Genomic DNA, 20,468 nt, shown 5'->3' with positions numbered 1-20,468 from the left:
AAGAACATGGACAAGGAATTACCGTGGCTGGCGGATAACGCCCAGCTGGAACTGAAATATAAAAAAGGCAAAACACCACTCAGCCATCGCAATTGGCCGGGCGAACCGGTGCCTGTTATCACTGAAAGCCTCATCCAGACACTGGGTGATAAATTGCTACACATTGCTGAGAAGAAAAAAAACATTGTCTGGCGTTATGAAAATTTTTCACTGGAGTGGCAGTCGGCCATTACGCAAGCCATCAACTTGATCGGCGAGCACAAACCCTCAATTCCGGCCCGGACAATGGCGGCGCTAGCCTGTATCGCGCAAAATGATAGCCAACAGTTGCTCGACGAAATCGTCCAACAAGAGGGACTGGAATATGCGACTGAAGTGGTGATTGCACGCCAGTTTATTGTACGGTGTTATGAGAGTGATCCTCTGGTAGTAACATTGCAGTATCAGAACGAGGACGATGGTTATGGTTATCGCTCAGAAACCTATAACGAATTCGATCTCCGACTGCGTAAGCATCTCTCTCTGGCAGAGGAAAGCTGCTGGCAGCGTTGCGCCGACAAACTCATTGCCGCACTGCCAGGAATACCCAAAGTTCGCCGTCCTTTTATTGCACTCATCATCCCGGAGAAACCAGAAATCGCCAATGAGTTGGTAGGCCTTGAATGCCCGCGGACTCATTTTCATTCTAAGGAGTGGTTAAAAGTTGTTGCTAATGACCCCAGAGCGGTGAGAAAACTCGAACGCTACTGGAGCCAGGATATATTCAGCGATCGCGAAGCCAGCTACATGTCGCATGAAAACCACTTCGGCTACGCGGCCTGCGCCGCCCTTTTGCGCGAACAAGGACTGGCAGCCATTCCACGCCTGGCAATGTATGCCCATAAAGAAGATTGCGGTAGCCTGCTGGTACAAATTAACCATCCGCAAATTATTCGCATCTTGCTGTTAGTTGTCGATAAAAACAAACCCAGCCTGCAGCGTGTGGCTAAATACAGTAAAAACTTTCCCCATGCGACGCTCGCCGCACTGGCAGAACTACTGGCGTTAAAAGCCCCCCCTACGCGCCCTGGTTATCCTATCATCGAAGACAAAAAGCTGCCTGCACAGCAAAAAGCACGTGATGAATACTGGCGTACGCTGTTACAAACGCTGATGGCATCGCAGCCACAACTGGCAGAAGAGGTGATCCCGTGGTTAAGTACTCAAGCCCGGGCAGTGGTGAATAGTTATTTATCGGCTTCGCCAAAACCGGTTATTGATAGCACCGATAACAATAGTCTGCCTGAAATCCTCGTTTCACCACCGTGGCGTGGCAGGAAAAAGGCTTCCATAACTCACTTTTCGCTACCTGAACTTACGCTTGTACCGCAAGCGTACAGGTCGTCCCAGGAACACTGGACGCAGGAACAGCAAACTACAATCAGCCATTTTAGCGCCATGCCTTTTGACGAACGTCTCGCTAGCAGAGGAACCGATACCTTCTTGCGGGAATTAGGTTTTGAAGATCACAGGTGGAAGTTTAATGAGTTTATTCTCACAGGACAGTTGGATGCTCTGGATACCGATCAACTAGAGACACATACTTCATTAGGAAGATTGCTCAATTATCAGGCAAAACAGAATGAAAATAAACACTACCGGGAAGAGGCCGCCAGCGCATTACTGGCACAAGATAGCGTTGCGTTGATGGAGGGGTGGCGAACTTTCCAACGCAAATTTAATTACACTGATGAAAAGCGTTGGGGAGTGTGGAATCTGTACCTTATCGCGCAGATGCCGCGCGAAATGGCGGTATCGTGCTGGCAACAAATTGTTGCGGCTGATTTTCATTACACCGGGGTAGAATATCTGTTAAGTGTCCTGGGTACCGATGCTTTGCCCGGTTTAAGCGCCGCCTTTGCCCGACATCCAAAAGAGATATTTCCGCTGCTGATTCAATTCGGCACTACCGAACTGGCGTTACCCATTGCCCGCGTCTGGCATCGTTTTGCGGGCCAGCGTAATCTGGCTCGCCAGTGGATTTTACAATGGCCGGAGCATACGGCTACGGCGCTGATCCCATTAATCTTTGCCAGGTCTGGCGATAACAGCGAAGCGGCACTCAGCGCTCTGCGTTTACTGTATGAACAAGGGCATGGCGAATTACTGCAAACTGTAGCAAACCGCTGGCAGCGTACAGATGTATGGCCTGCCCTGGAGCAATTACTTAAACAGAGTCCAATAGAGATTTACCCGGCACGCATTCCCAAAGCCCCTGATTTCTGGCATCCGGCAATGTGGTCCAGGCCGCGTCTTATCACGAATAATCAGCCTGTTACTGATGACGCTCTGGAAATTATTGGCGAAATGCTGCGCTTTACCCAGGGCGGACGTTTTTATTGCGGGCTGGAACAACTGAAAACGTTCTGCCAGCCACAAACGCTGGCCGCTTTTGCCTGGGATCTCTTCACCGCCTGGCAACAGGCTGGCGCCCCCGCAAAAGACAACTGGGCTTTTTTGGCGTTAAGTCTCTTTGGTGACGAAAGCACGGCTCGGGATCTGACGACAAAGATCCTCGCCTGGCCACAGGAAGGCAAATCTGCCCGTGCCGTCAGTGGCCTGAACATACTTACCCTGATGAATAATGATATGGCGCTGATACAGCTGCATCATATATCGCAACGGGCGAAATCCCGTCCCTTACGTGATAACGCGGCGGAATTTCTTCAGGTGGTCGCAGAAAATCGTGGACTAAGCCAGGAAGAGTTAGCGGACAGATTAGTCCCAACACTGGGCCTGGATGATCCGCAGGCGTTGATATTTGATTTTGGACCCCGGCAGTTTACCGTTCGCTTCGATGAAAACCTCAACCCGGTTATCTTTGATCAGCAAAACGTTCGCCAGAAAAGTGTTCCCCGGTTGCGCGCCGATGACGATCAACTGAAAGCGCCCGAGGCACTGGCCCGACTAAAAGGGCTAAAAAAAGATGCCACTCAGGTGAGCAAAAACCTGCTCCCGCGTCTTGAAACTGCCCTACGCACCACCCGACGCTGGTCGCTGGCAGATTTTCATTCTCTGTTTGTTAATCATCCCTTTACTCGCCTGGTTACTCAGCGATTAATATGGGCGGTTTATCCGGCAAATGAACCGCGTCGTTTACTCAACGCCTTTCGTGTGGCCGCTGAGGGGGAGTTCTGCAACGCACAAGATGAGCCAATTGACCTGCCTGCGGATGCTCTGATTGGCATTGCCCACCCGTTAGAAATGACAGCAGAAATGCGCAGTGAATTTGCACAGGTTTTTGCCGATTACGAAATTATGCCGCCTTTTCGCCAGTTGATGCGGCGCACAGTGCTGCTCACACCTGACGAGTCAGCCAGTAACAGCCTGACTCGCTGGGAAGGTAAATCCGCAACCGTTGGGCAACTTATGGGAATGCGATACAAAGGCTGGGAGTCAGGTTTTGAGGACGCATTTGTCTATGACCTGGGCGAGTACCGGCTGGTCCTTAAGTTTTCACCCGGTTTTAACCACTACAGTGCTGATAACAAAGCGCTAATGAGCTTCCGTTCTCTTCGAGTGTACCGTGACAATAAATCTGTCACTTTTGCCGAACTCGATACGTTTGATTTGAGTGAAGCGTTAAGCGCACCTGACGTCATTTTCCATTAATACACAGCGGGGAGTAATGCGACTGCCCGTTATTAACACGACTTACCACCGGGAAAAGCGATGATCGTGCAAAAAGAGCTGGTCGCTATTTATGATTATGAAGTCCCTGTACCTGAAGATCCGTTTTCCTTCAGACTTGAGATCCATAAATGCTCTGAATTAGTTACAGGTTCCGTCTATCGACAGGAACGATTCCGGCTACGTCCAACATTTCATCAACGTGATAGAGAAGATGCCGACCCGCTAATAAATGATGCGTTGATTTATATAAGAGATGAATTTATTGATGAGCGAAAATTACGAGGTGAATCACCTAAAACTGTAATAGCAATTTTTAATCGTGAACTACAGAACATATTCAACCAAGAAATAGAATAATATACTCTAAATAATTCAAGTTGCAGGAAGGCGATAAGCGAGTGAATCCCCAGAAGCTTACTAAAGTAAGTGACTGGAGTGAACGACAAATCCGCATGGAGCGGATTTGAACGCTACTTGTAGCGGCCCCGTAAGGGGTGAGGTCCATGGATGGGCCGAATAACCCGCAGCCGCAGCATATGCAACTTGAAGTATGGCGAGTATAGCTTTATTAAAGGGGGAAACGGTATTCCCCCTTAGATGCGTTTCAATTTGCCAGCTACTTCAACAAATCAATCAACCGTAACAGAGCCACTAATAACTCCAGTACGGCAATGAGCACAGTTAACTTTTGTGTCAGCGTGTCCATCCGCTCTCCTTATTAAGGAGCGCAACACCAGGACCTTACCCTTACACTGCCTGTCGATACTGGTTTACGTATGTTGAGTCGCCATGTTGCACTCCGGATCAGAGCACCACCTGCGGCACCACCCGTCCGGTAGCCAGGACTTGAAATTGGTTCGATCCGGCGCAACTTCCCAACAGTCAGGATTATAAATCTCATTATCTTAATTGCAACGGGGTCCGTAGGTCGTTATAATTCGTTCGTTGGGGCGCCATGTTGCATAATCAGTAACTTAACGTCAAAGTTGTAAATAAAAGAATCTGCCTCACCAGCAGGTTTTTTTATTTTCTGCGATCTGCTTTCCAGATATTTTTGCCCATAATCCACCATAAATACTCACATCCCGGTCAAATGTACGTTCATTATAAAATCGATGAATTTATAAATAAGAAAAAAGTTATCGGGTGAATTAATGGAAGCAATAATCATTTTATTAAAGGGGGAAGCGGTATTTTCCCCCTTAGATGCGTTTCAATTTGCCCGTTACTTCAACAAATCAATCAGCCGTAACAGAGCCACTAATAACTCCAGTACGGCAATGAGCACGGTTAACTTTTGTGTCAGCGTGTCCATCCGCTCTCCTTATTAAGGAGCGCAACACCAGCATCTTACCCTTACACTGCCTGTCGATACTGGTTTACGTATGTTGGACCACGATGTTGCACTCCGGATCAGGGCACTACCTGCGGCACCACCCGTCCGGTAGCCAGGACTTGAAATGGGTTCGATCCGGCGCAACGTCCCAACAGTCAGGATTATAAATCTCATTATCTTAATTGCAACGGGGTCCACCGATGGTTATAATTCGTTCGTTGGAACACGATGTTGCACAGGCCGTGGTGTTAGGCCTGAAAGTAGTAAATAAAAGAACCTGCCTCACCAGCAGGTTTTTTTATTTACTGTGATCTGCTTTCCAGATATTTTCCGCTCAAACAACTAATGCGCCAAACATTTATTGCGCGTAAAATATCGTTTATTTGATTAATACATTTCAGGGATGAATATATGTCACCGCAGAATAATCATCTGCAGCGTCCGCCTGCCGCTGTGTTATACGCCGATGAACTGGCAAAATTAAAGCAAAATGATAACGCACCTTGCCCGCCCGGTTGGCAGTTAAGTTTGCCTGCGGCCCGTTCTTTTATTCTTGGCGATAGCGCGCAAAATATCAGCCGTAAAGTCGTGATTAGTCCCTCCGCTGTCGAACGCATGTTAGTCACTCTTGCTACCGGGCGCGGTTTGATGTTGGTGGGGGAACCTGGCACCGCAAAATCTCTCCTGTCTGAATTACTGGCAACCGCTATTAGCGGCGATGCTGGGTTAACCATCCAGGGCGGCGCATCTACCACCGAAGATCAAATCAAGTACGGCTGGAACTACGCCCTGCTTATCAACCATGGCCCGTCAACGGAAGCGCTGGTCCCTGCCCCACTTTACCAGGGAATGCGCGACGGCAAAATTGTCCGTTTTGAAGAGATAACGCGTACACCGCTGGAAGTACAAGACTGTCTGTTAGGTATGCTTTCTGACAGGGTAATGACGGTGCCGGAACTCACTGGTGAAGCCAGTCAGCTCTATGCGCGAGAAGGCTTTAATATTATTGCCACTGCCAATACCCGCGATCGCGGCGTCAATGAAATGAGCGCTGCGCTAAAGCGTCGCTTCGATTTTGAAACGGTTTTTCCGATTATGGATTTCGCCCAGGAGCTGGAACTGGTCGCCAGTGCTTCGGCGCGTTTGTTGGCCCATAGCGGTATTCCGCATAAAGTGCCTGACGCGGTACTTGAGTTACTGGTACGCACCTTCCGCGATCTGCGTGCCAACGGCGAAAAGAAAACGTCAATGGATACACTGACAGCGATTATGTCCACCGCTGAAGCCGTGAACGTGGCCCACGCTGTGGGCGTCCGCGCCTGGTTTTTAGCGAATCGCGCGGGGGAGCCAGCCGACCTGGTGGACTGTATTGCCGGAACCATCGTCAAAGATAACGAAGAAGATCGCGCACGTCTGCGCCGTTACTTCGAACAACGTGTCGCTACACATAAAGAAGCTCACTGGCAGGCTTATTATCAAGCTCGCCACCGCCTGCCGTGAGGAAAGATCCATGAGCGAGCCGTTAATTGTCGGCATCCGGCATCATAGTCCGGCCTGCGCCCGGCTGGTGAAATCGTTAATCGAAAGCCAGCGGCCACGATACGTGTTGATTGAAGGCCCGGCTGATTTTAATGACCGGGTAGACGAACTGTTGTTAGCCCACCAGCTTCCGGTAGCTATTTACAGTTATTGCCAGTATCAGGACGGTGCGGCCCCCGGGCGTGGTGCCTGGACGCCATTTGCTGAATTTTCGCCGGAGTGGCAGGCGCTACAAGCCGCACGTCGTATTCAGGCACAAACTTACTTCATCGATTTGCCTTGCTGGGCACAAAGTGAAGAAGAGGATGATTCGCCGGATATGCAAGAGGAAAGCCAGGCCTTGCTGCTGCGTGCCACCCGCATGGATAACAGCGACACCTTGTGGGATCACTTGTTCGAAAATGAAAGCCAGCAAACTATATTACCCTCTGCACTGGCGCACTATTTTGCACAACTGCGGGGCGACGCCTCCGGCGATGCACTCAATCGTCAGCGCGAAGCCTTTATGGCCCGCTGGATTGCATGGGCGATGCAGCAAAATAATGGCGACGTATTAGTCGTCTGCGGAGGCTGGCACGCTCCGGCACTTGCAAAAATGTGGCGCGAATGCCCGCAAGAAATTAACAAGCCAGAATTGCTCTCACAGGATGATGCCGTTACAGGTTGCTATCTCACGCCATACAGTGAAAAGCGCCTTGATGTGCTGGCAGGATACCTTTCAGGAATGCCAGCCCCGGTCTGGCAAAACTGGTGCTGGCAGTCAGGTTTGCAGCAGGCAGGTGAACAACTACTAAAAACGGTTCTTACCCGTTTGCGCCAGCACCACTTGCCTGCTTCAACCGCGGATATGGCTGCCGCTCATCTACATGCGATGGCGCTGGCACAGCTGCGCGGTCATACACTACCGTTACGCGCTGACTGGCTGGATGCCATAGCAGGCTCGCTGATTAAAGAAGCCTTGAATGCGCCGTTGCCGTGGAGCTATCGCGGCGTTATTCATCCCGATACCGATCCGATACTGGTAACGTTGATAGACACATTAGCAGGTGACGGATTCGGTAAACTTGCCCCCTCGACGCCACAGCCACCTCTGCCAAAAGATGTCACCTGCGAACTGGAACGTACCGGAATCTCTCTTCCGGCGGAGCTTACCTTAAATCGCTTTACCCCCGATGGACTGGCGCAAAGTCAGGTGCTACATCGGTTGGCAATACTGGAGATTCCCGGCATTGTGCGCGAGCAAGGAAGTACACTGACGCTGGCGGGCAACGGTGAAGAACGCTGGACATTAACCCAGCCACTTAGCCAACATGCGGCATTGATTGAAGCCGCCTGCTTTGGTGCCACACTCCAGGAGGCCGCACGCAATAAATTAGAAGCCGATATGCTGGACGCGGGTGGAATCAGCGGCATCACCACATGTCTTAGCCAGGCAGCGTTAGCGGGTCTGGCGTCCTTCAGTCAGCAATTACTGGAACAACTCACATTATTAATCGCCCAGGAAAATCAGTTTGCCGAAATGGGCCAGGCGCTTGAAGTGCTTTATGCCTTATGGCAACTCGATGAAATCAGCGGTATGCAAGGCGCGCAGATATTGCAGACGACGTTATGCGCGGCTATCGATCGCACGCTGTGGCTGTGTGAATCCAACGGCAGACCGGATGAAAAGGAGTTTCACGCTCACCTGCATAGCTGGCAGGCGCTTTGCCATATCCTGCGCGATCTAAATAGCGGCGTTAATTTACCCGGCGTTTCGCTTTCTGCGGCGGTAGCCTTACTGGAACGTCGCAGTCAGGCGATTCATGCCCCAGCGCTGGATCGCGGTGCGGCCCTTGGCGCGCTGATGCGTCTGGAACATCCCAACGCCAGTGCCGAAGCGGCGCTGACGATGCTGGCACAATTATCCCCGGCACAATCTGGCGAGGCGCTGCACGGTTTGCTGGCATTAGCCCGCCATCAACTGGCCAGTCAGCCTGCATTTATCGCCGGTTTCAGCAGCCATTTGAATCAACTGAGTGACGCCGATTTTATTAACGCCCTGCCCGATTTGCGCGCGGCGATGGCCTGGCTACCGCCACGAGAACGCGGGACGCTGGCGCATCAGGTGCTTGAGCATTACCAGCTCGCTCAGCTTCCCGTTTCGGCGCTGCAAATGCCGTTGCATTGCCCACCGCAAGCCATTGCACATCATCAACAACTCGAACAGCAGGCAATGGCATCACTGCAACACTGGGGAGTTTTCCATGTCTGAACTGAACGATCTTCTGACCACTCGTGAGCTACAACGCTGGCGATTAATTCTTGGCGAAGCGGCAGAAACGACGCTTTGTGGGCTGGATGACAACGCCCGGCGGATGGACCACGCGCTGGAGTGGCTGTACGGGCGCGATCCTGAACGGCTCCAGCGTGGTGAACGCTCCGGTGGATTAGGTGGCTCAAATCTCACCACCCCTGATTGGATCAACAGTATTCACACGCTGTTTCCGCAACAGGTGATTGAGCGGCTGGAAAGCGATGCTGTACTGCGCTATGGCATTGAAGATGTAGTGACAAATCTCGACGTGCTGGAACGTATGCAGCCCTCTGAAAGCCTGTTACGCGCCGTTTTGCACACCAAACATCTGATGAATCCCGAAGTGCTGGCTGCCGCCCGCCGGATAGTGCGCCAGGTTGTTGAAGAAATTATGGCGCGACTGGCAAAGGAAGTTCGTCAGGCTTTTTCTGGTGTCCGCGATCGCCGTCGCCGCTCATTTATTCCACTGGCGCGTAATTTCGATTTCAAAAGTACTCTGCGCGCCAACCTGCAACACTGGCACCCGCAACACGGCAAGTTGTATATCGAATCCCCCCGCTTTAACAGTCGCATTAAGCGCCATAGCGAACAATGGCAGCTGGTGTTACTGGTTGATCAAAGCGGATCAATGGTCGATTCGGTGATCCACTCAGCGGTGATGGCGGCCTGTTTATGGCAGTTACCCGGCATTCGTACCCATCTGGTGGCGTTTGACACCAGCGTCGTTGATCTCACGGCAGACGTTGCTGATCCGGTAGAGTTATTAATGAAAGTACAACTGGGCGGCGGGACCAATATCGCCAGTGCCGTGGAGTATGGTCGGCAACTTATTGAACAACCAGCGAAAAGCGTCATTATCCTCGTGAGCGATTTTTATGAAGGGGGTTCATCATCATTGCTGACGCATCAGGTGAAAAAGTGTGTCCAGAGCGGCATCAAAGTGCTGGGACTGGCGGCGCTAGATAGCACCGCTACACCTTGCTATGACCGCGATATGGCCCAGGCGCTGGTTAATGTCGGCGCACAAATAGCTGCCATGACACCGGGCGAACTGGCGACCTGGCTTGCGGAGAATCTTCAGTCATGAATTCACTACGTCCGGAATTATTAGAACTGACACCACAAGCTTTGACGGCGTTAAGCAATGCCGGTTTTGTTAAGCGCAGCCTTAAAGAACTGGAAAATGGCAACGTCCCGGAAATCTGCCATGAGAACGGCGCTTTAATCGCCACGTTCAGTGACGGTGTCCGTACCCGGCTGGCGAACAGTCAGGCACTGAAAGAGGCTCAATGCAGCTGCGGGGCCAGCGGCATGTGCCGTCATCGCGTGATGCTGGTGTTAAGTTATCAACGACTTTGTGCCACCGCCCAGCCTACGGAAAAAGAAGAAGAGTGGGAACCGGCAATCTGGCAGGAAGAACTGGCTACCCTGCCCAATACCACGCGCAAACGCGCGCAGGCGCTGGCCGCTAAAGGCATCACCATTGAGTTGTTCTGCACCCCGGGCGAAATTCCCTCTGCCCGCTTACCGATGAGCGATGTGCGTTTTTATTCCCGCAGCAGCATTCGTTTCGCACGCTGTGATTGTATTGAAGGCACGCTGTGTGAACATGTCGTACTGGCTGTGCAGGCCTTCGTCGAGGCCAAAAATCAACAAGCAGAATTTACTCATTTGATCTGGCAGATGCACAGTGAACACGTCACATCATCTGACGATCCGTTTTCCAGCGACGAAGGTAAAGCATGTCGTCAATATGTTCAGCAATTAAGTCAGGCATTATGGCTGGGCGGCATCAGCCAACCGTCAATCCACTACGAGGCCGCTTTCAGCCGCGCGCAGCAAGCGGCGGAACGCTGCAACTGGCGTTGGGTAAGTGAATCACTACGACAGCTACGGGCAAGCGTTGATGCCTTCCACGCCCGCGCCAGCTACTATCATGCCGGAAAATGCTTGTGCCAGCTTGCGGCGTTAACCAGTCGCTTGAACAGTGCACAAGAGATGGCGCGACGTGACAGTGTCGGTGAAGTACCGCCCATACCGTGGCGCACGGTCATTGGCGCAGGCATTGCTGGCGAAGCAAAGCTTGATCATTTGCGGCTGGTGTCACTAGGTATGCGTTGCTGGCAGGATAATGAGCGGTATGGTTTACGTATCTGGTTCACCGATCCCGACACCGGCAGTATTTTGCATCTTTCGCGCAGTTGGCCGAGAAGTGAACAGGATAACTCTCCAGCGGCAAAACGGCGGCTGTTTAGTTTTCAGGCTGGCGCGCTGGCGGGTGGGCAAATTGTTTCACAAGCAGCAAAACGCAGTGCTGATGGCGAGTTGCTGTTAGCTACCCGCAACCGCTTAAGCAGTGTTGTTCCGCTGTCGCCTGATGCCTGGCAAATGTTGAGCGCACCACTGCGCCAGCCGGGCATTGTGGCTTTGCGGGAATATTTACGCCAACGTCCGCCAGCCGCCATACGACCGCTTAACCAGGTCGATAACTTATTTATTCTGCCAGTAGAAGAGTGCATTTCACTCGGTTGGGACAGCAGTCGGCAGACACTGGATGCGCAGGTAATCAGTGGCGAAGGTGACGATAATGTGCTGACGTTATCACTGCCAGCTTCAGCCAGTGCGCCCTTTGCTGTTGAACGCATGGCAGCTCTGTTACAACAAACAGAAGATCCCGTTAGTCTGGTTTCTGGGTTTATCAATTTTGCTGAGGGGCAATTGACACTGGAACCACGAGTAATGATGACGCAAACCCGCGCCTGGGCACTGGACGCAGAAACTTCGCCTGTGGCACCGCTACCTTCTACCAGCGTTCTGCCTGTACCGTCTACCACTCATCAGTTACTGATGCGCTGTCAGGCGTTGCTTATTCAACTGCTCCATAATGGCTGGCGCTATCAGGAACAGAGTGCCATTAGTCAGTCAGAGTTGCTGGTCAATGAACTCACCGCGATGGGTTTTTATCGGCTGGCACATGTGTTGGGACAATTTCGTAATACAGAAGGCGAGGCACGGGGAGAAGCAATGAATAACTGCGTTTTGCTTTGCGAACAATTATTAACCTTGCTTGAGTAACAAGGACAAATAGTGCTTTTTACAAAGAGTTCTACTCCAGTTCCGGACTGCTCACGCCAAGGTATTAGGCATATCCTATATGGCCCCTGGTGTGGTCACCAGTTCCTTGATTAAATAAAATGGAGTTTTACATGAAGGCTTTCAATAAGCTGTTTTCCCTTGTTGTTGCATCTGTTCTGGTTTTCTCTCTTGCTGGCTGCGGTGACAAAGAAGAATCGAAGAAATTTAGCGCTAATCTGAACGGTACTGAAATTGCTATTACCTATGTCTACAAAGGTGACAAGGTTCTTAAGCAATCTTCTGAAACCAAAATTCAATTTGCCTCCATTGGTGCAACCACCAAAGAAGATGCTGCCAAGACACTTGAGCCGTTAAGTGCCAAATATAAAAACATCCCTGGCGTTGAAGAAAAATTAACCTTTACCGATACTTATGCTCAGGAAAACGTGACTATCGATATGGAAAAAGTTGATTTTAAAGCCCTGCAGGGTATTTCAGGTATCAACGTTTCTGCTGAAGATGCCAAAAAAGGTATCACTATGGCGCAAATGGAACTGGTGATGAAAGCCGCTGGTTTTAAAGAAGTGAAATAATCTGTCGGCGGCCATGTTTTTCGCATGGCCGCCATGCCCGTCTTAGCTTTTCTTCACATGCTGGCGCGCTGCCAGTCCACGCAAAAAATAACGTAAAAATTGATCGCCGCATTCGCGGAAGTTTTTATGATCCGGTGCACGCATCATCGCCGTAATTTCCGGCATCGAAACGCGGAACTGCTGTTCGGTAAGGATCGCCAGAATATCATCAGTTTTCAGCGAAAACGCGATACGTAATTTTTTCAGCACGATGTTGTTATTAATGCGACGTTCCGGCTCCAGTGCCGGAGCTGACTCATCCTTGCCACGTTTTTCATAAATCAGGCCATTCAGGAATGAAGACAGAACAATGTCCGGACAACGCTGAAACCCTTCTTCGTCTTCTTTGCGTAGCCAGACGGCGATCTGTTCCGCAGTGGCTTCGACATTACCCAGCGCCAGAATGCGCACCAGGTCGTTATTATTGGCTTTCAAAATGTAGCGCACGCTGCGCAGAATATCGTTACTTAGCATGAGGCCTTCAGGTGTTGATGAGGCAAAAAACCATTTTAGCAGTCTTTTACAGGCCAATCGCCTCTTTTAAACTTTTCAGATAGCGGCGGCTGACCGGAACAGTTAAGCCATTACGTAAAATCAACTCGGCCTGGCCGTTATCTTCCAGACGAATCTCCTGTAAATGCGCGAGGTTAACCAGGTACTGACGATGGCAGCGCAGTAGTGGTGTACGGCTCTCCAGGGTGCGCAAAGTCAGTTCGGTAAAACCCTCTTTCCCTTCGTGGCTGGTAACGTAGACACCGCTCATCCGACTGCTGACAAATGCTACATCTCTCATTTGCAGCAAATAAATCCGACTATGCCCCGTACAAGGGATAAATTTCAGCGCCTGTTGATTTTCCGGTAACAGCGAAATATCCTGCTTGCTGCGCTCCTGACGCAATCGCGCCAGCGTTTTCTCCAGCCGCGCTTCATCAATTGGCTTCAGCAGATAATCAAAGGCATGTTCTTCAAAGGCTTTAATGGCGTATTCGTCAAACGCGGTGAGAAAAACGATATACGGACGATGTTCCGGGTCGAGCATCCCCACCATTTCCAGACCGCTAATACGCGGCATCTGGATATCGAGAAACAGCACGTCCGGGCGCAGTTTATGCACCGCGCCGATCCCTTCCACGGCGTTTGAACACTCGCCGACAATTTCAATATCACTCTGCTCCTGCAAAAATACGCGCAGGTTCTCCCGTGCTAACGGTTCGTCATCGACAATTAAGACTTTAATCATGCCTCGTCCCTCCATGGCAGTCGTAACGTTATTCGGGTGTAATTATCAGGTTCACAGGCGACGCTTATCCCATAGTCATCGCCAAACCGTTCACGTAAACGCTTATCCACCAGATTCATCCCCAGCCCGCTGGCATTGGTTACCGGTTGATACAAGCCAGCATTGTCTTCGATCTCCAGCATCAAATGTTGCCCCTCACGTCGGGCGCTGATTGCTACTCGCCCTGTATCCAGCAGTTGTGATGTCCCATGTTTAATAGCGTTTTCCACAATCGGTTGCAGGGTAAACGCGGGCAATTGCTGCTGGGATAATTCTTGCGGAATAGCAATATTGACCTGCAACCGCGACTGGAAGCGCGCCTTTTCAATTTGCAGATAAGCGTTCACATGTTCAATTTCGTCGGCGAGAGTAACAAACTCCGAAGGCCGCTTTAAGTTTTTGCGGAAAAAAGTGGAAAGATACTGCACCAGCTGACTGGCCTGTTCGCTGTCGCGGCGGATCACCGCTTTAATGGTGTTAAGCGCATTGAACAGAAAATGGGGGTTCACCTGAGCGTGAAGTAGTTTGATCTCTGACTGGGTGAGCATCGCTTTTTGCCGCTCATATTGCCCAGCGAGAATCTGCGCCGAAAGCAATTGCGCAATCCCCTCGCCCAGCGTGCGATTGATTGAACTGAACAAACGGTTTTTGGCTTCATACAATTTGATGGTGCCCATCACCCGCTGATTTTCACCACGCAACGGAATCACCAGCGTCGAACCCAGTTTGCATTGCGGATGCAACGAGCAACGGTAAGGCACTTCGTTGCCATCGGCGTAGACCACTTCACCGGTTTCAATCGCTTTTAAGGTGTAAGTCGAAGAAATCGGTTTACCAGGTAAATGGTGGTCATCACCAATTCCGGTAAAGGCCAGCAATTTCTCACGATCGGTAATCGCGACTGCACCAATATCCAGCTCCTGATACAGCACCTGAGCCACCTTCATGCTGTTCACTTCGTTAAACCCCTGGCGCAAAATGCCTTCCGTCGAAGCCGCCACTTTCAGCGCAGTAGCAGAAAAAGCCGAAGTGTATTTTTCAAACATCGCGCGTTTATCGAGCAATATACGCATAAACAGCGCCGCGCCGACGGTATTGGTGACCATCATTGGCGCAGCAATATTACTCACCAGACGCACCGCATCTTCATAAGGTCGGGCGATCGCCAGGATGATCAACATTTGCACCATTTCAGCGACGAACGTGACGGCACCGGCGGTAATGGGGTTAAAGACTTTATCAGTGCGCCCGCGACGGATCAGGATGCTGTGTACCAGGCCGCCGAGCAATCCTTCAACGATGGTCGAGATCATGCAACTTAGCGCGGTCATGCCCCCCATCGAATATCGATGTAACCCGCCGGTCAGACCAACCAGCCCACCGACGACCGGACCGCCGAGTAAGCCGCCCATTACCGCACCAATCGCACGGGTATTGGCAATAGAATCGTCAATGTGCAGCCCAAACCAGGTGCCCATGATGCAGAAGATGGAAAAGACGATGTAGCAGAGAAATTTATGCGGCAGACGAACCGTGACCTGCATTAACGGTATGAATAATGGCGTTTTACTCATTAACCACGCAATGACTAAAAAAACGCACATCTGCTGAAGCAGCAGCAACACCAGATTAAAATCGTACATACCCGCAAACCACACTTCCCTTTAAAACGCGTAACATACATTGCCTGCGTTTAACTTTCTTTGAACTCTTGCAGAAAAATGAGAATTCGTGAGTACGATCACTCAAAATCGTCTGGCAAAAATAAAATCACCCTATAGATGAACAAAAAACGGGCAAAACTACCTGGTTCGCAAAACTGCGTCTAAAGTTAAACTGGGACCTCGCGAGCAAGGGTGAGACGATGGCGCTTTACACAATTGGTGAAGTGGCGTTGCTTTGTGATATTAACCCTGTCACGTTACGCGCGTGGCAGAGGCGTTACGGATTGCTGAAACCGCAACGGACAGACGGCGGTCATCGGCTGTTCAATGATGCCGATATTGACCGGATCCGCGAGATCAAACGCTGGATCGACAACGGCGTGCAGGTCAGCAAAGTTAAAATGCTGCTCAGTAATGAAAATGTTGATGTGCAGAACGGCTGGCGCGATCAGCAAGAAACATTACTGACTTACCTGCAAAGCGGCAATCTGCATAGCCTGCGAACGTGGATCAAAGAGCGCGGTCAGGATTACCCCGCCCAGACACTCACCACGCACCTGTTTATTCCTCTGCGCCGACGACTTCAGTGCCAACAACCGACTCTCCAGGCGCTGCTGGCGATCCTCGACGGCGTACTGATCAACTACATCGCCATTTGTCTGGCTTCGGCACGTAAAAAACAGGGTAAAGATGCGCTGGTGGTTGGCTGGAATATTCAGGATACCACCCGTCTGTGGCTGGAAGGCTGGATTGCCAGTCAACAAGGATGGCGCATTGATGTCCTCGCCCACTCGCTCAATCAACTACGCCCTGAACTGTTCGAAGGCCGTACATTGCTGGTGTGGTGCGGTGAAAATCGAACCTCTGCCCAACAGCAGCAACTTACCAGTTGGCAGGAACAAGGCCATGATATTTTCCCACTCGGCATTTAATGATTCGTTAACAAATGCGCTTTACTGTACAATCCTTTCGTTAACATAAGGAGTGCATTATGCGCATAGCTAAAATTGGGGTCATCGCCCTGTTCCTTTTTATGGCGTTAGGCGGAATTGGTGGCGTCATGCTCGCAGGTTATACCTTTATTTTGCGTGCTGGCTAAGCGCCTGCACCAGCCTTTCAAACAGGCGGTCTGCGATGATCGCCGCCAGTGCCACCAGTAACGCCCCCTGGATCACATACGCGGTATTAAATCCGCTAAGCCCGATGATGATGGGCGTACCCAGCGTGCTGGCCCCTACCGTTGAGGCGATCGTCGCCGTACCAATGTTGATAATCACCGAAGTTCGCACGCCCGCCAGAATCACCGGAGCCGCCAGCGGTAGCTCGACCTTACGCAGTTGCTGACCACGGCTCATTCCCATACCTTTCGCAACTTCTGTCACGCTGGCATCAATCGCTCCCAGCCCGGCAAGTGTCGCCTGCAGGACGGGCAGCACACCGTACAGGATCAAGGCGATAATCGCGGGTTGCAGACCAAACCCAATCACCGGAACGGCAATCGCCAGCACCGCAACGGGCGGAAAAGTCTGCCCAACGGCGGCAATAGTTTCCACCAGTGGGCGAAATTCCGCGCCCCACGGGCGAGTAACAATAATTCCGGCACCTGTGCCAATGATCACCGCAAACAAACTCGAAATTCCCACCAGCCAGAAATGAGCCAGTGCCAGAGCAGCAAAACTTTCTTGCTGATAAACGGGGCGTGGCAGTTGTGGGAACAAGGCAGAAAACAGCGGCTGGCTGTAAGGCAGCCAGAAAATCAGTGCCACAAACAAAGCAATGAGCCAGAACAGCGGATCGCGCAACATCTTCATACGCTTACGCCTCCACCAGCAGATCCTGAAAATGCAGCGTGCCGCAAGGCTGGCCCTGCGTGTTCACCACCGGCAGCACTTCGCATCCCCGCGCGACAAACAGGGAGAGCGCATCGCGTAGCGTCATCTCTTCTGCCAGCGCCTCACCTTCAGCCCGCTCTTCGCGGCGCACATAATCCGCCACGCTACGTAACGAAAGCAGGCGCACACCCAGTTCACTACGGCCAAAAAACTGGCGGACGAAATCATTCGCCGGACGAGTCAGCATCGTCAGCGGATTGCCCTGCTGCACCACTTCACCGTGATCCATCAATACCAGATGTTCTGCCAGCCGTAGCGCCTCATCAATATCATGAGTGACCAGCACAATGGTACGCCCCAACAAACGGTGAATACGCGTCATCTCTTGTTGCAACGCGCCGCGCGTTACCGGGTCCAGTGCGCCAAAAGGTTCATCCATCAGTAAGACTTGCGGATCGGCAGCCAGTGCGCGGGCCACTCCCACACGTTGCTGCTGACCGCCGGAAAGCTGATGCGGATAACGCTCACGCAAATTCGGCTCCAGCCCCAGTAGCGCCATTAATTCGTCAATACGGTCGTCGATCCGCGCCCGCGGCCATTTTTGTAATTGCGGCACAGTAGCAATGTTTTGCGCCACGCTCCAGTGGGGAAACAGGCCAATAGATTGAATGGCATAGCCCATCCGGCGGCGCAACTCCAGCACTGGCAGCGAGCGAATTTCTTCTCCGGCAAAGCGGATCACTCCGCTGTCATGCTCTACCAGACGGTTGATCATTTTCAACGTGGTGGATTTACCGGAGCCTGATGTACCAATCAGCACCGAGAAACTCCCTTCCTGAAAATTGAGATTGAGATCGTTAACAGCTTTTTGTGTGCCGAACAGTTTGCTGACATGGCTAAATTCAATCATTACTTTTCACCTTCAGCAGTGCGATAACCAGATCGAACAGTGCGTCGATCAGCACCGCCAGTACGATTACCGGGATCACCCCCAGCAACACTAAATCAATGGCACTGCTTAGCAGCCCCTGGAAAACCAGCGCACCAAAACCACCTGCGCCGATTAACGCCGCAATCACCGCCATGCCGACGGTTTGCACCATCACCACCCGCAGGCTGCGCAGAAATACCGGTAACGCCAGCGGTAACTGAACATGCAGGAATCGCTGCGCCCCGCTCATGCCCATCGCTCTGGCGCTCTCCAGCACATCGCGCGGGATCTGGTTCAAGCCGACTACCACACCGCGCACCAGCGGCAGCAAGGCATAGAGCACCAGCGCAATCAGTGCGGGTGTCATTCCGGTTCCTGCTACGCCGAGCGTTCCCAGCCACGGAAAGGCCGTAACCAGTCCGGCAAGCGGCGCAATCAACAGGCCAAAGAGCGCCACCGAAGGCACGGTCTGAATGACATTCAGCAGAGAAAAAATCGCCCCCTGCCGCGCAGTGGAAAAGTAGCACCAGACGCCCAGCGGCACACCAATCACTAACGCAGGCAGCACCGCACCAAACAGCAGGGTCAGATGCTGTGCCAGCGCATCATCAAACACATCCTGACGGTTGGCGTATTCTTTCATTAGCGAGAGATCGTTAAGCGCGCCGGAATACAGCAACCACAGCGGAATAATGGCAATCTGCATATGCAACAACCAGCGCCACAGCGGATGCGTGGAGATTCGGCGGATGGCATCGCTACAGGCCAGCAATGCCAGCGCCGCAGCCAGCCAGAAACCACTGCCGAGGCTGGTACGCGCCAGCGCACTGCCATTTTGCGCCAGTTGCGTCGCGGCCTTTCCTGCGCCCCATACCAGCAACACGAAGACGAATTGCGCCAGGATGAGTGCAAAAATGCTGCCTTTTCTACCGGGAATAAAACAGGCTGTCAGCCAGGCGCAACCAACGCCCACCAGCATCCAGATCGTTTGCGGCCACAGCTGCCAGAGATGACGCCCCTCACCAGAGACTAAACGATTAGGCGCGTAACTGATAAACGGCAGCGCCGCTGCGATTGCCGTCAGCAACATCAGCAGCGCCAGAACAGGATTAATACGTAAATAAGTCACGGGAAATTACTTCGTCCACCCTTTTTGTTTCAGGTAGTCGGCAGCCACTTTTTTGGCATCCAGTCCTTCAACGGCAATGCTGGCATTCAGTTGCTGCAATGTTTTTGCATCGAGGCTGGCGAAGACTGGCTGTAGCCACTGTGCCATTTGCGGATACTCCTTCAACACCGATTCACGCACCACTGGTGCAGGCGCGTAGATAGGTTGCACGCCTTGCGGATCGCTTAAGGTTTGCAGCCCCAGCGCCGCGACCGGGCCGTCGGTGCCGTAAGCCATCGCCGCATTAACGCCGGATGTTTGCTGGGCAGCAGCTTTGATTGTCACCGCAGTGTCGCCACCGGCCAGTGACAGCAACTGATCCTGACTGAGCTTAAAGCCATAGGCTTTTTCAAAAGCGGGTAAGGCATCGGCGCGTTCGATAAACTCTGCTGAGGCCGCCAGTTTGAAGGTGCCACCGTCTTTCAGATAACGACTCAGGTCGGCAAGCGAAGTGAGTTTGTTTTTCTCTGCAACATCCTGACGCACGGCGATGGTCCAGGTGTTATTTGCAGGCGCAGGCGTCAGCCAGATTAACTTGTTTTGTTCTGCATCGAGCTTTTTGACTTTCTCGTAGCCTTGCCCGGCATTTTTCCACGCCGCATCGTTTTCATCTTTAAAGAAAAACGCGCCATTGCCGGTATATTCCGGATAGATATCCAGTTCACCGGAAGTAATCGCCCCGCGCACCACCGGCGTGGTTCCCAACTGGACTTTATTCACCGTCGGTACGCCGTGGCTTTCCAGCACTTGCAAAATAATGTTGCCGAGTAGCGCGCCTTCGGTATCGATTTTCGAACCGACTTTAACGGGGGAAGCCGCCTGTAGCGGCAGGCTCACGGCTGCCAACAAAACCAGTGAACCTGCCCAGAGCTTTGAGAGTGGCATGATGCTTTCCTCATTCTTTTACTGTTGTTTTCAGCGAATTAAGAGAAAAGCATAGTTGATAATGGCGGGGTTAGCCTGAGCGGAAGGATTCAGTTGCAGAATCAGATAAATACTTAAAGGGCATATTTTGCCCGGCGTTTCTTGCCGGATGCGGCGTAAACG

Annotated in this window: 16 protein-coding genes; 9 read left to right on the top strand and 7 right to left on the bottom strand. The window is 51.8% G+C overall.

The genetic code is table 11. The features are described 5' to 3' along the window. Nucleotides 1–6 precede the first annotated feature (6 nt). The 7 genes from FQ015_RS07500 to FQ015_RS07470 all read left to right on the top strand — a co-directional run bounded on the left by FQ015_RS07500 (nt 7) and on the right by FQ015_RS07470 (nt 12,508). Entirely contained in the window at nt 7–3,651 is a 3,645-nt protein-coding gene (locus tag FQ015_RS07500) for a DUF4132 domain-containing protein (RefSeq protein WP_160523907.1), read from the top strand. Nucleotides 3,652–3,711: 60 nt separating this feature from the next. Then, the gene (gene yehK, locus FQ015_RS07495; RefSeq protein WP_039021906.1) at nt 3,712–4,029 is read left to right on the top strand and encodes a protein YehK; all 318 of its coding nucleotides are present in this window, start codon (nt 3,712–3,714) and stop codon (nt 4,027–4,029) included. A 1,390-nt stretch (nt 4,030–5,419) separates the two neighbouring features. After that, entirely contained in the window at nt 5,420–6,508 is a 1,089-nt protein-coding gene (locus FQ015_RS07490) for an ATP-binding protein (protein WP_000074861.1), read from the top strand. 10 nt (nt 6,509–6,518) lie between these two features. After that, complete coding sequence (locus FQ015_RS07485; protein ID WP_160523906.1) at nt 6,519–8,798, top strand: DUF5682 family protein; 2,280 nt, start codon at nt 6,519–6,521, stop codon at nt 8,796–8,798. Further along, complete coding sequence (locus FQ015_RS07480; RefSeq protein WP_160523905.1) at nt 8,791–9,927, top strand: VWA domain-containing protein; 1,137 nt, start codon at nt 8,791–8,793, stop codon at nt 9,925–9,927. The genes FQ015_RS07485 and FQ015_RS07480 overlap by 8 nt, the downstream gene beginning before the upstream one ends. Further along, the gene (locus FQ015_RS07475; RefSeq protein ID WP_160523904.1) at nt 9,924–11,915 is read left to right on the top strand and encodes an SWIM zinc finger family protein; all 1,992 of its coding nucleotides are present in this window, start codon (nt 9,924–9,926) and stop codon (nt 11,913–11,915) included. Before FQ015_RS07480 ends, FQ015_RS07475 begins: the two co-directional genes overlap by 4 nt. A gap of 131 nt (nt 11,916–12,046) precedes the next feature. Further along, nucleotides 12,047–12,508 carry a YehR family lipoprotein gene (locus FQ015_RS07470; RefSeq protein WP_001353103.1) on the top strand — a complete coding sequence of 154 codons (462 nt, stop codon included), beginning with the start codon at nt 12,047–12,049 and terminating at the stop codon, nt 12,506–12,508. A gap of 42 nt (nt 12,509–12,550) precedes the next feature. On the opposite strand, the gene FQ015_RS07465 is transcribed toward FQ015_RS07470, so the two are convergent. The 3 genes from FQ015_RS07465 to btsS are packed head-to-tail and all read right to left on the bottom strand — an operon-like array spanning nt 12,551 to nt 15,469. Then, entirely contained in the window at nt 12,551–13,021 is a 471-nt protein-coding gene (locus tag FQ015_RS07465) for a DUF1456 family protein (protein WP_001295430.1), read from the bottom strand. A gap of 46 nt (nt 13,022–13,067) precedes the next feature. Then, a complete protein-coding gene (btsR, locus tag FQ015_RS07460) occupies nt 13,068–13,787 on the bottom strand; it encodes a two-component system response regulator BtsR (protein WP_024212151.1) in 720 nt (239 codons plus the stop codon). Next, a complete protein-coding gene (gene btsS, locus FQ015_RS07455) occupies nt 13,784–15,469 on the bottom strand; it encodes a two-component regulatory system sensor histidine kinase BtsS (RefSeq protein WP_024212152.1) in 1,686 nt (561 codons plus the stop codon). Before btsS ends, btsR begins: the two co-directional genes overlap by 4 nt. A 221-nt stretch (nt 15,470–15,690) precedes the next feature. Here btsS and mlrA point away from each other — a divergent pair, with 221 nt between their 5' ends. Together mlrA and FQ015_RS07445 are read left to right on the top strand one after the other, a co-directional pair. Then, nucleotides 15,691–16,422 carry an HTH-type transcriptional regulator MlrA gene (gene mlrA, locus FQ015_RS07450; RefSeq protein ID WP_001240401.1) on the top strand — a complete coding sequence of 244 codons (732 nt, stop codon included), beginning with the start codon at nt 15,691–15,693 and terminating at the stop codon, nt 16,420–16,422. A gap of 59 nt (nt 16,423–16,481) precedes the next feature. Further along, complete coding sequence (locus FQ015_RS07445) at nt 16,482–16,589, top strand: protein YohO (RefSeq protein WP_001216963.1); 108 nt, start codon at nt 16,482–16,484, stop codon at nt 16,587–16,589. Here the strand turns inward: FQ015_RS07445 and yehW are convergent. Genes yehW through osmF form a run of 4 tightly spaced genes read right to left on the bottom strand, consistent with a single transcriptional unit; the run spans nt 16,570 to nt 20,306 of the window. Next, complete coding sequence (yehW, locus tag FQ015_RS07440; protein WP_039020542.1) at nt 16,570–17,301, bottom strand: glycine betaine ABC transporter permease YehW; 732 nt, start codon at nt 17,299–17,301, stop codon at nt 16,570–16,572. The genes FQ015_RS07445 and yehW overlap by 20 nt on opposite strands. 4 nt (nt 17,302–17,305) lie before the next feature. Then, entirely contained in the window at nt 17,306–18,232 is a 927-nt protein-coding gene (gene yehX / locus FQ015_RS07435; RefSeq protein ID WP_032303353.1) for a glycine betaine ABC transporter ATP binding protein YehX, read from the bottom strand. Next, nucleotides 18,225–19,382, bottom strand: coding sequence for a glycine betaine ABC transporter permease YehY (gene yehY / locus FQ015_RS07430; RefSeq protein WP_160523903.1), 1,158 nt, complete (start codon nt 19,380–19,382; stop codon nt 18,225–18,227). The genes yehX and yehY overlap by 8 nt, the downstream gene beginning before the upstream one ends. 6 nt (nt 19,383–19,388) lie before the next feature. After that, nucleotides 19,389–20,306 carry a glycine betaine ABC transporter substrate-binding protein OsmF gene (gene osmF / locus FQ015_RS07425; RefSeq protein ID WP_045145351.1) on the bottom strand — a complete coding sequence of 306 codons (918 nt, stop codon included), beginning with the start codon at nt 20,304–20,306 and terminating at the stop codon, nt 19,389–19,391. Between the last annotated feature and the right edge of the window lie 162 nt (nt 20,307–20,468).

This window comes from Escherichia sp. HH26CH, from assembly GCF_009820205.1.
Classification (GTDB): domain Bacteria; phylum Pseudomonadota; class Gammaproteobacteria; order Enterobacterales; family Enterobacteriaceae; genus Escherichia; species Escherichia coli_F.
This window is presented reverse-complemented; position numbering and strand designations above follow the sequence as displayed.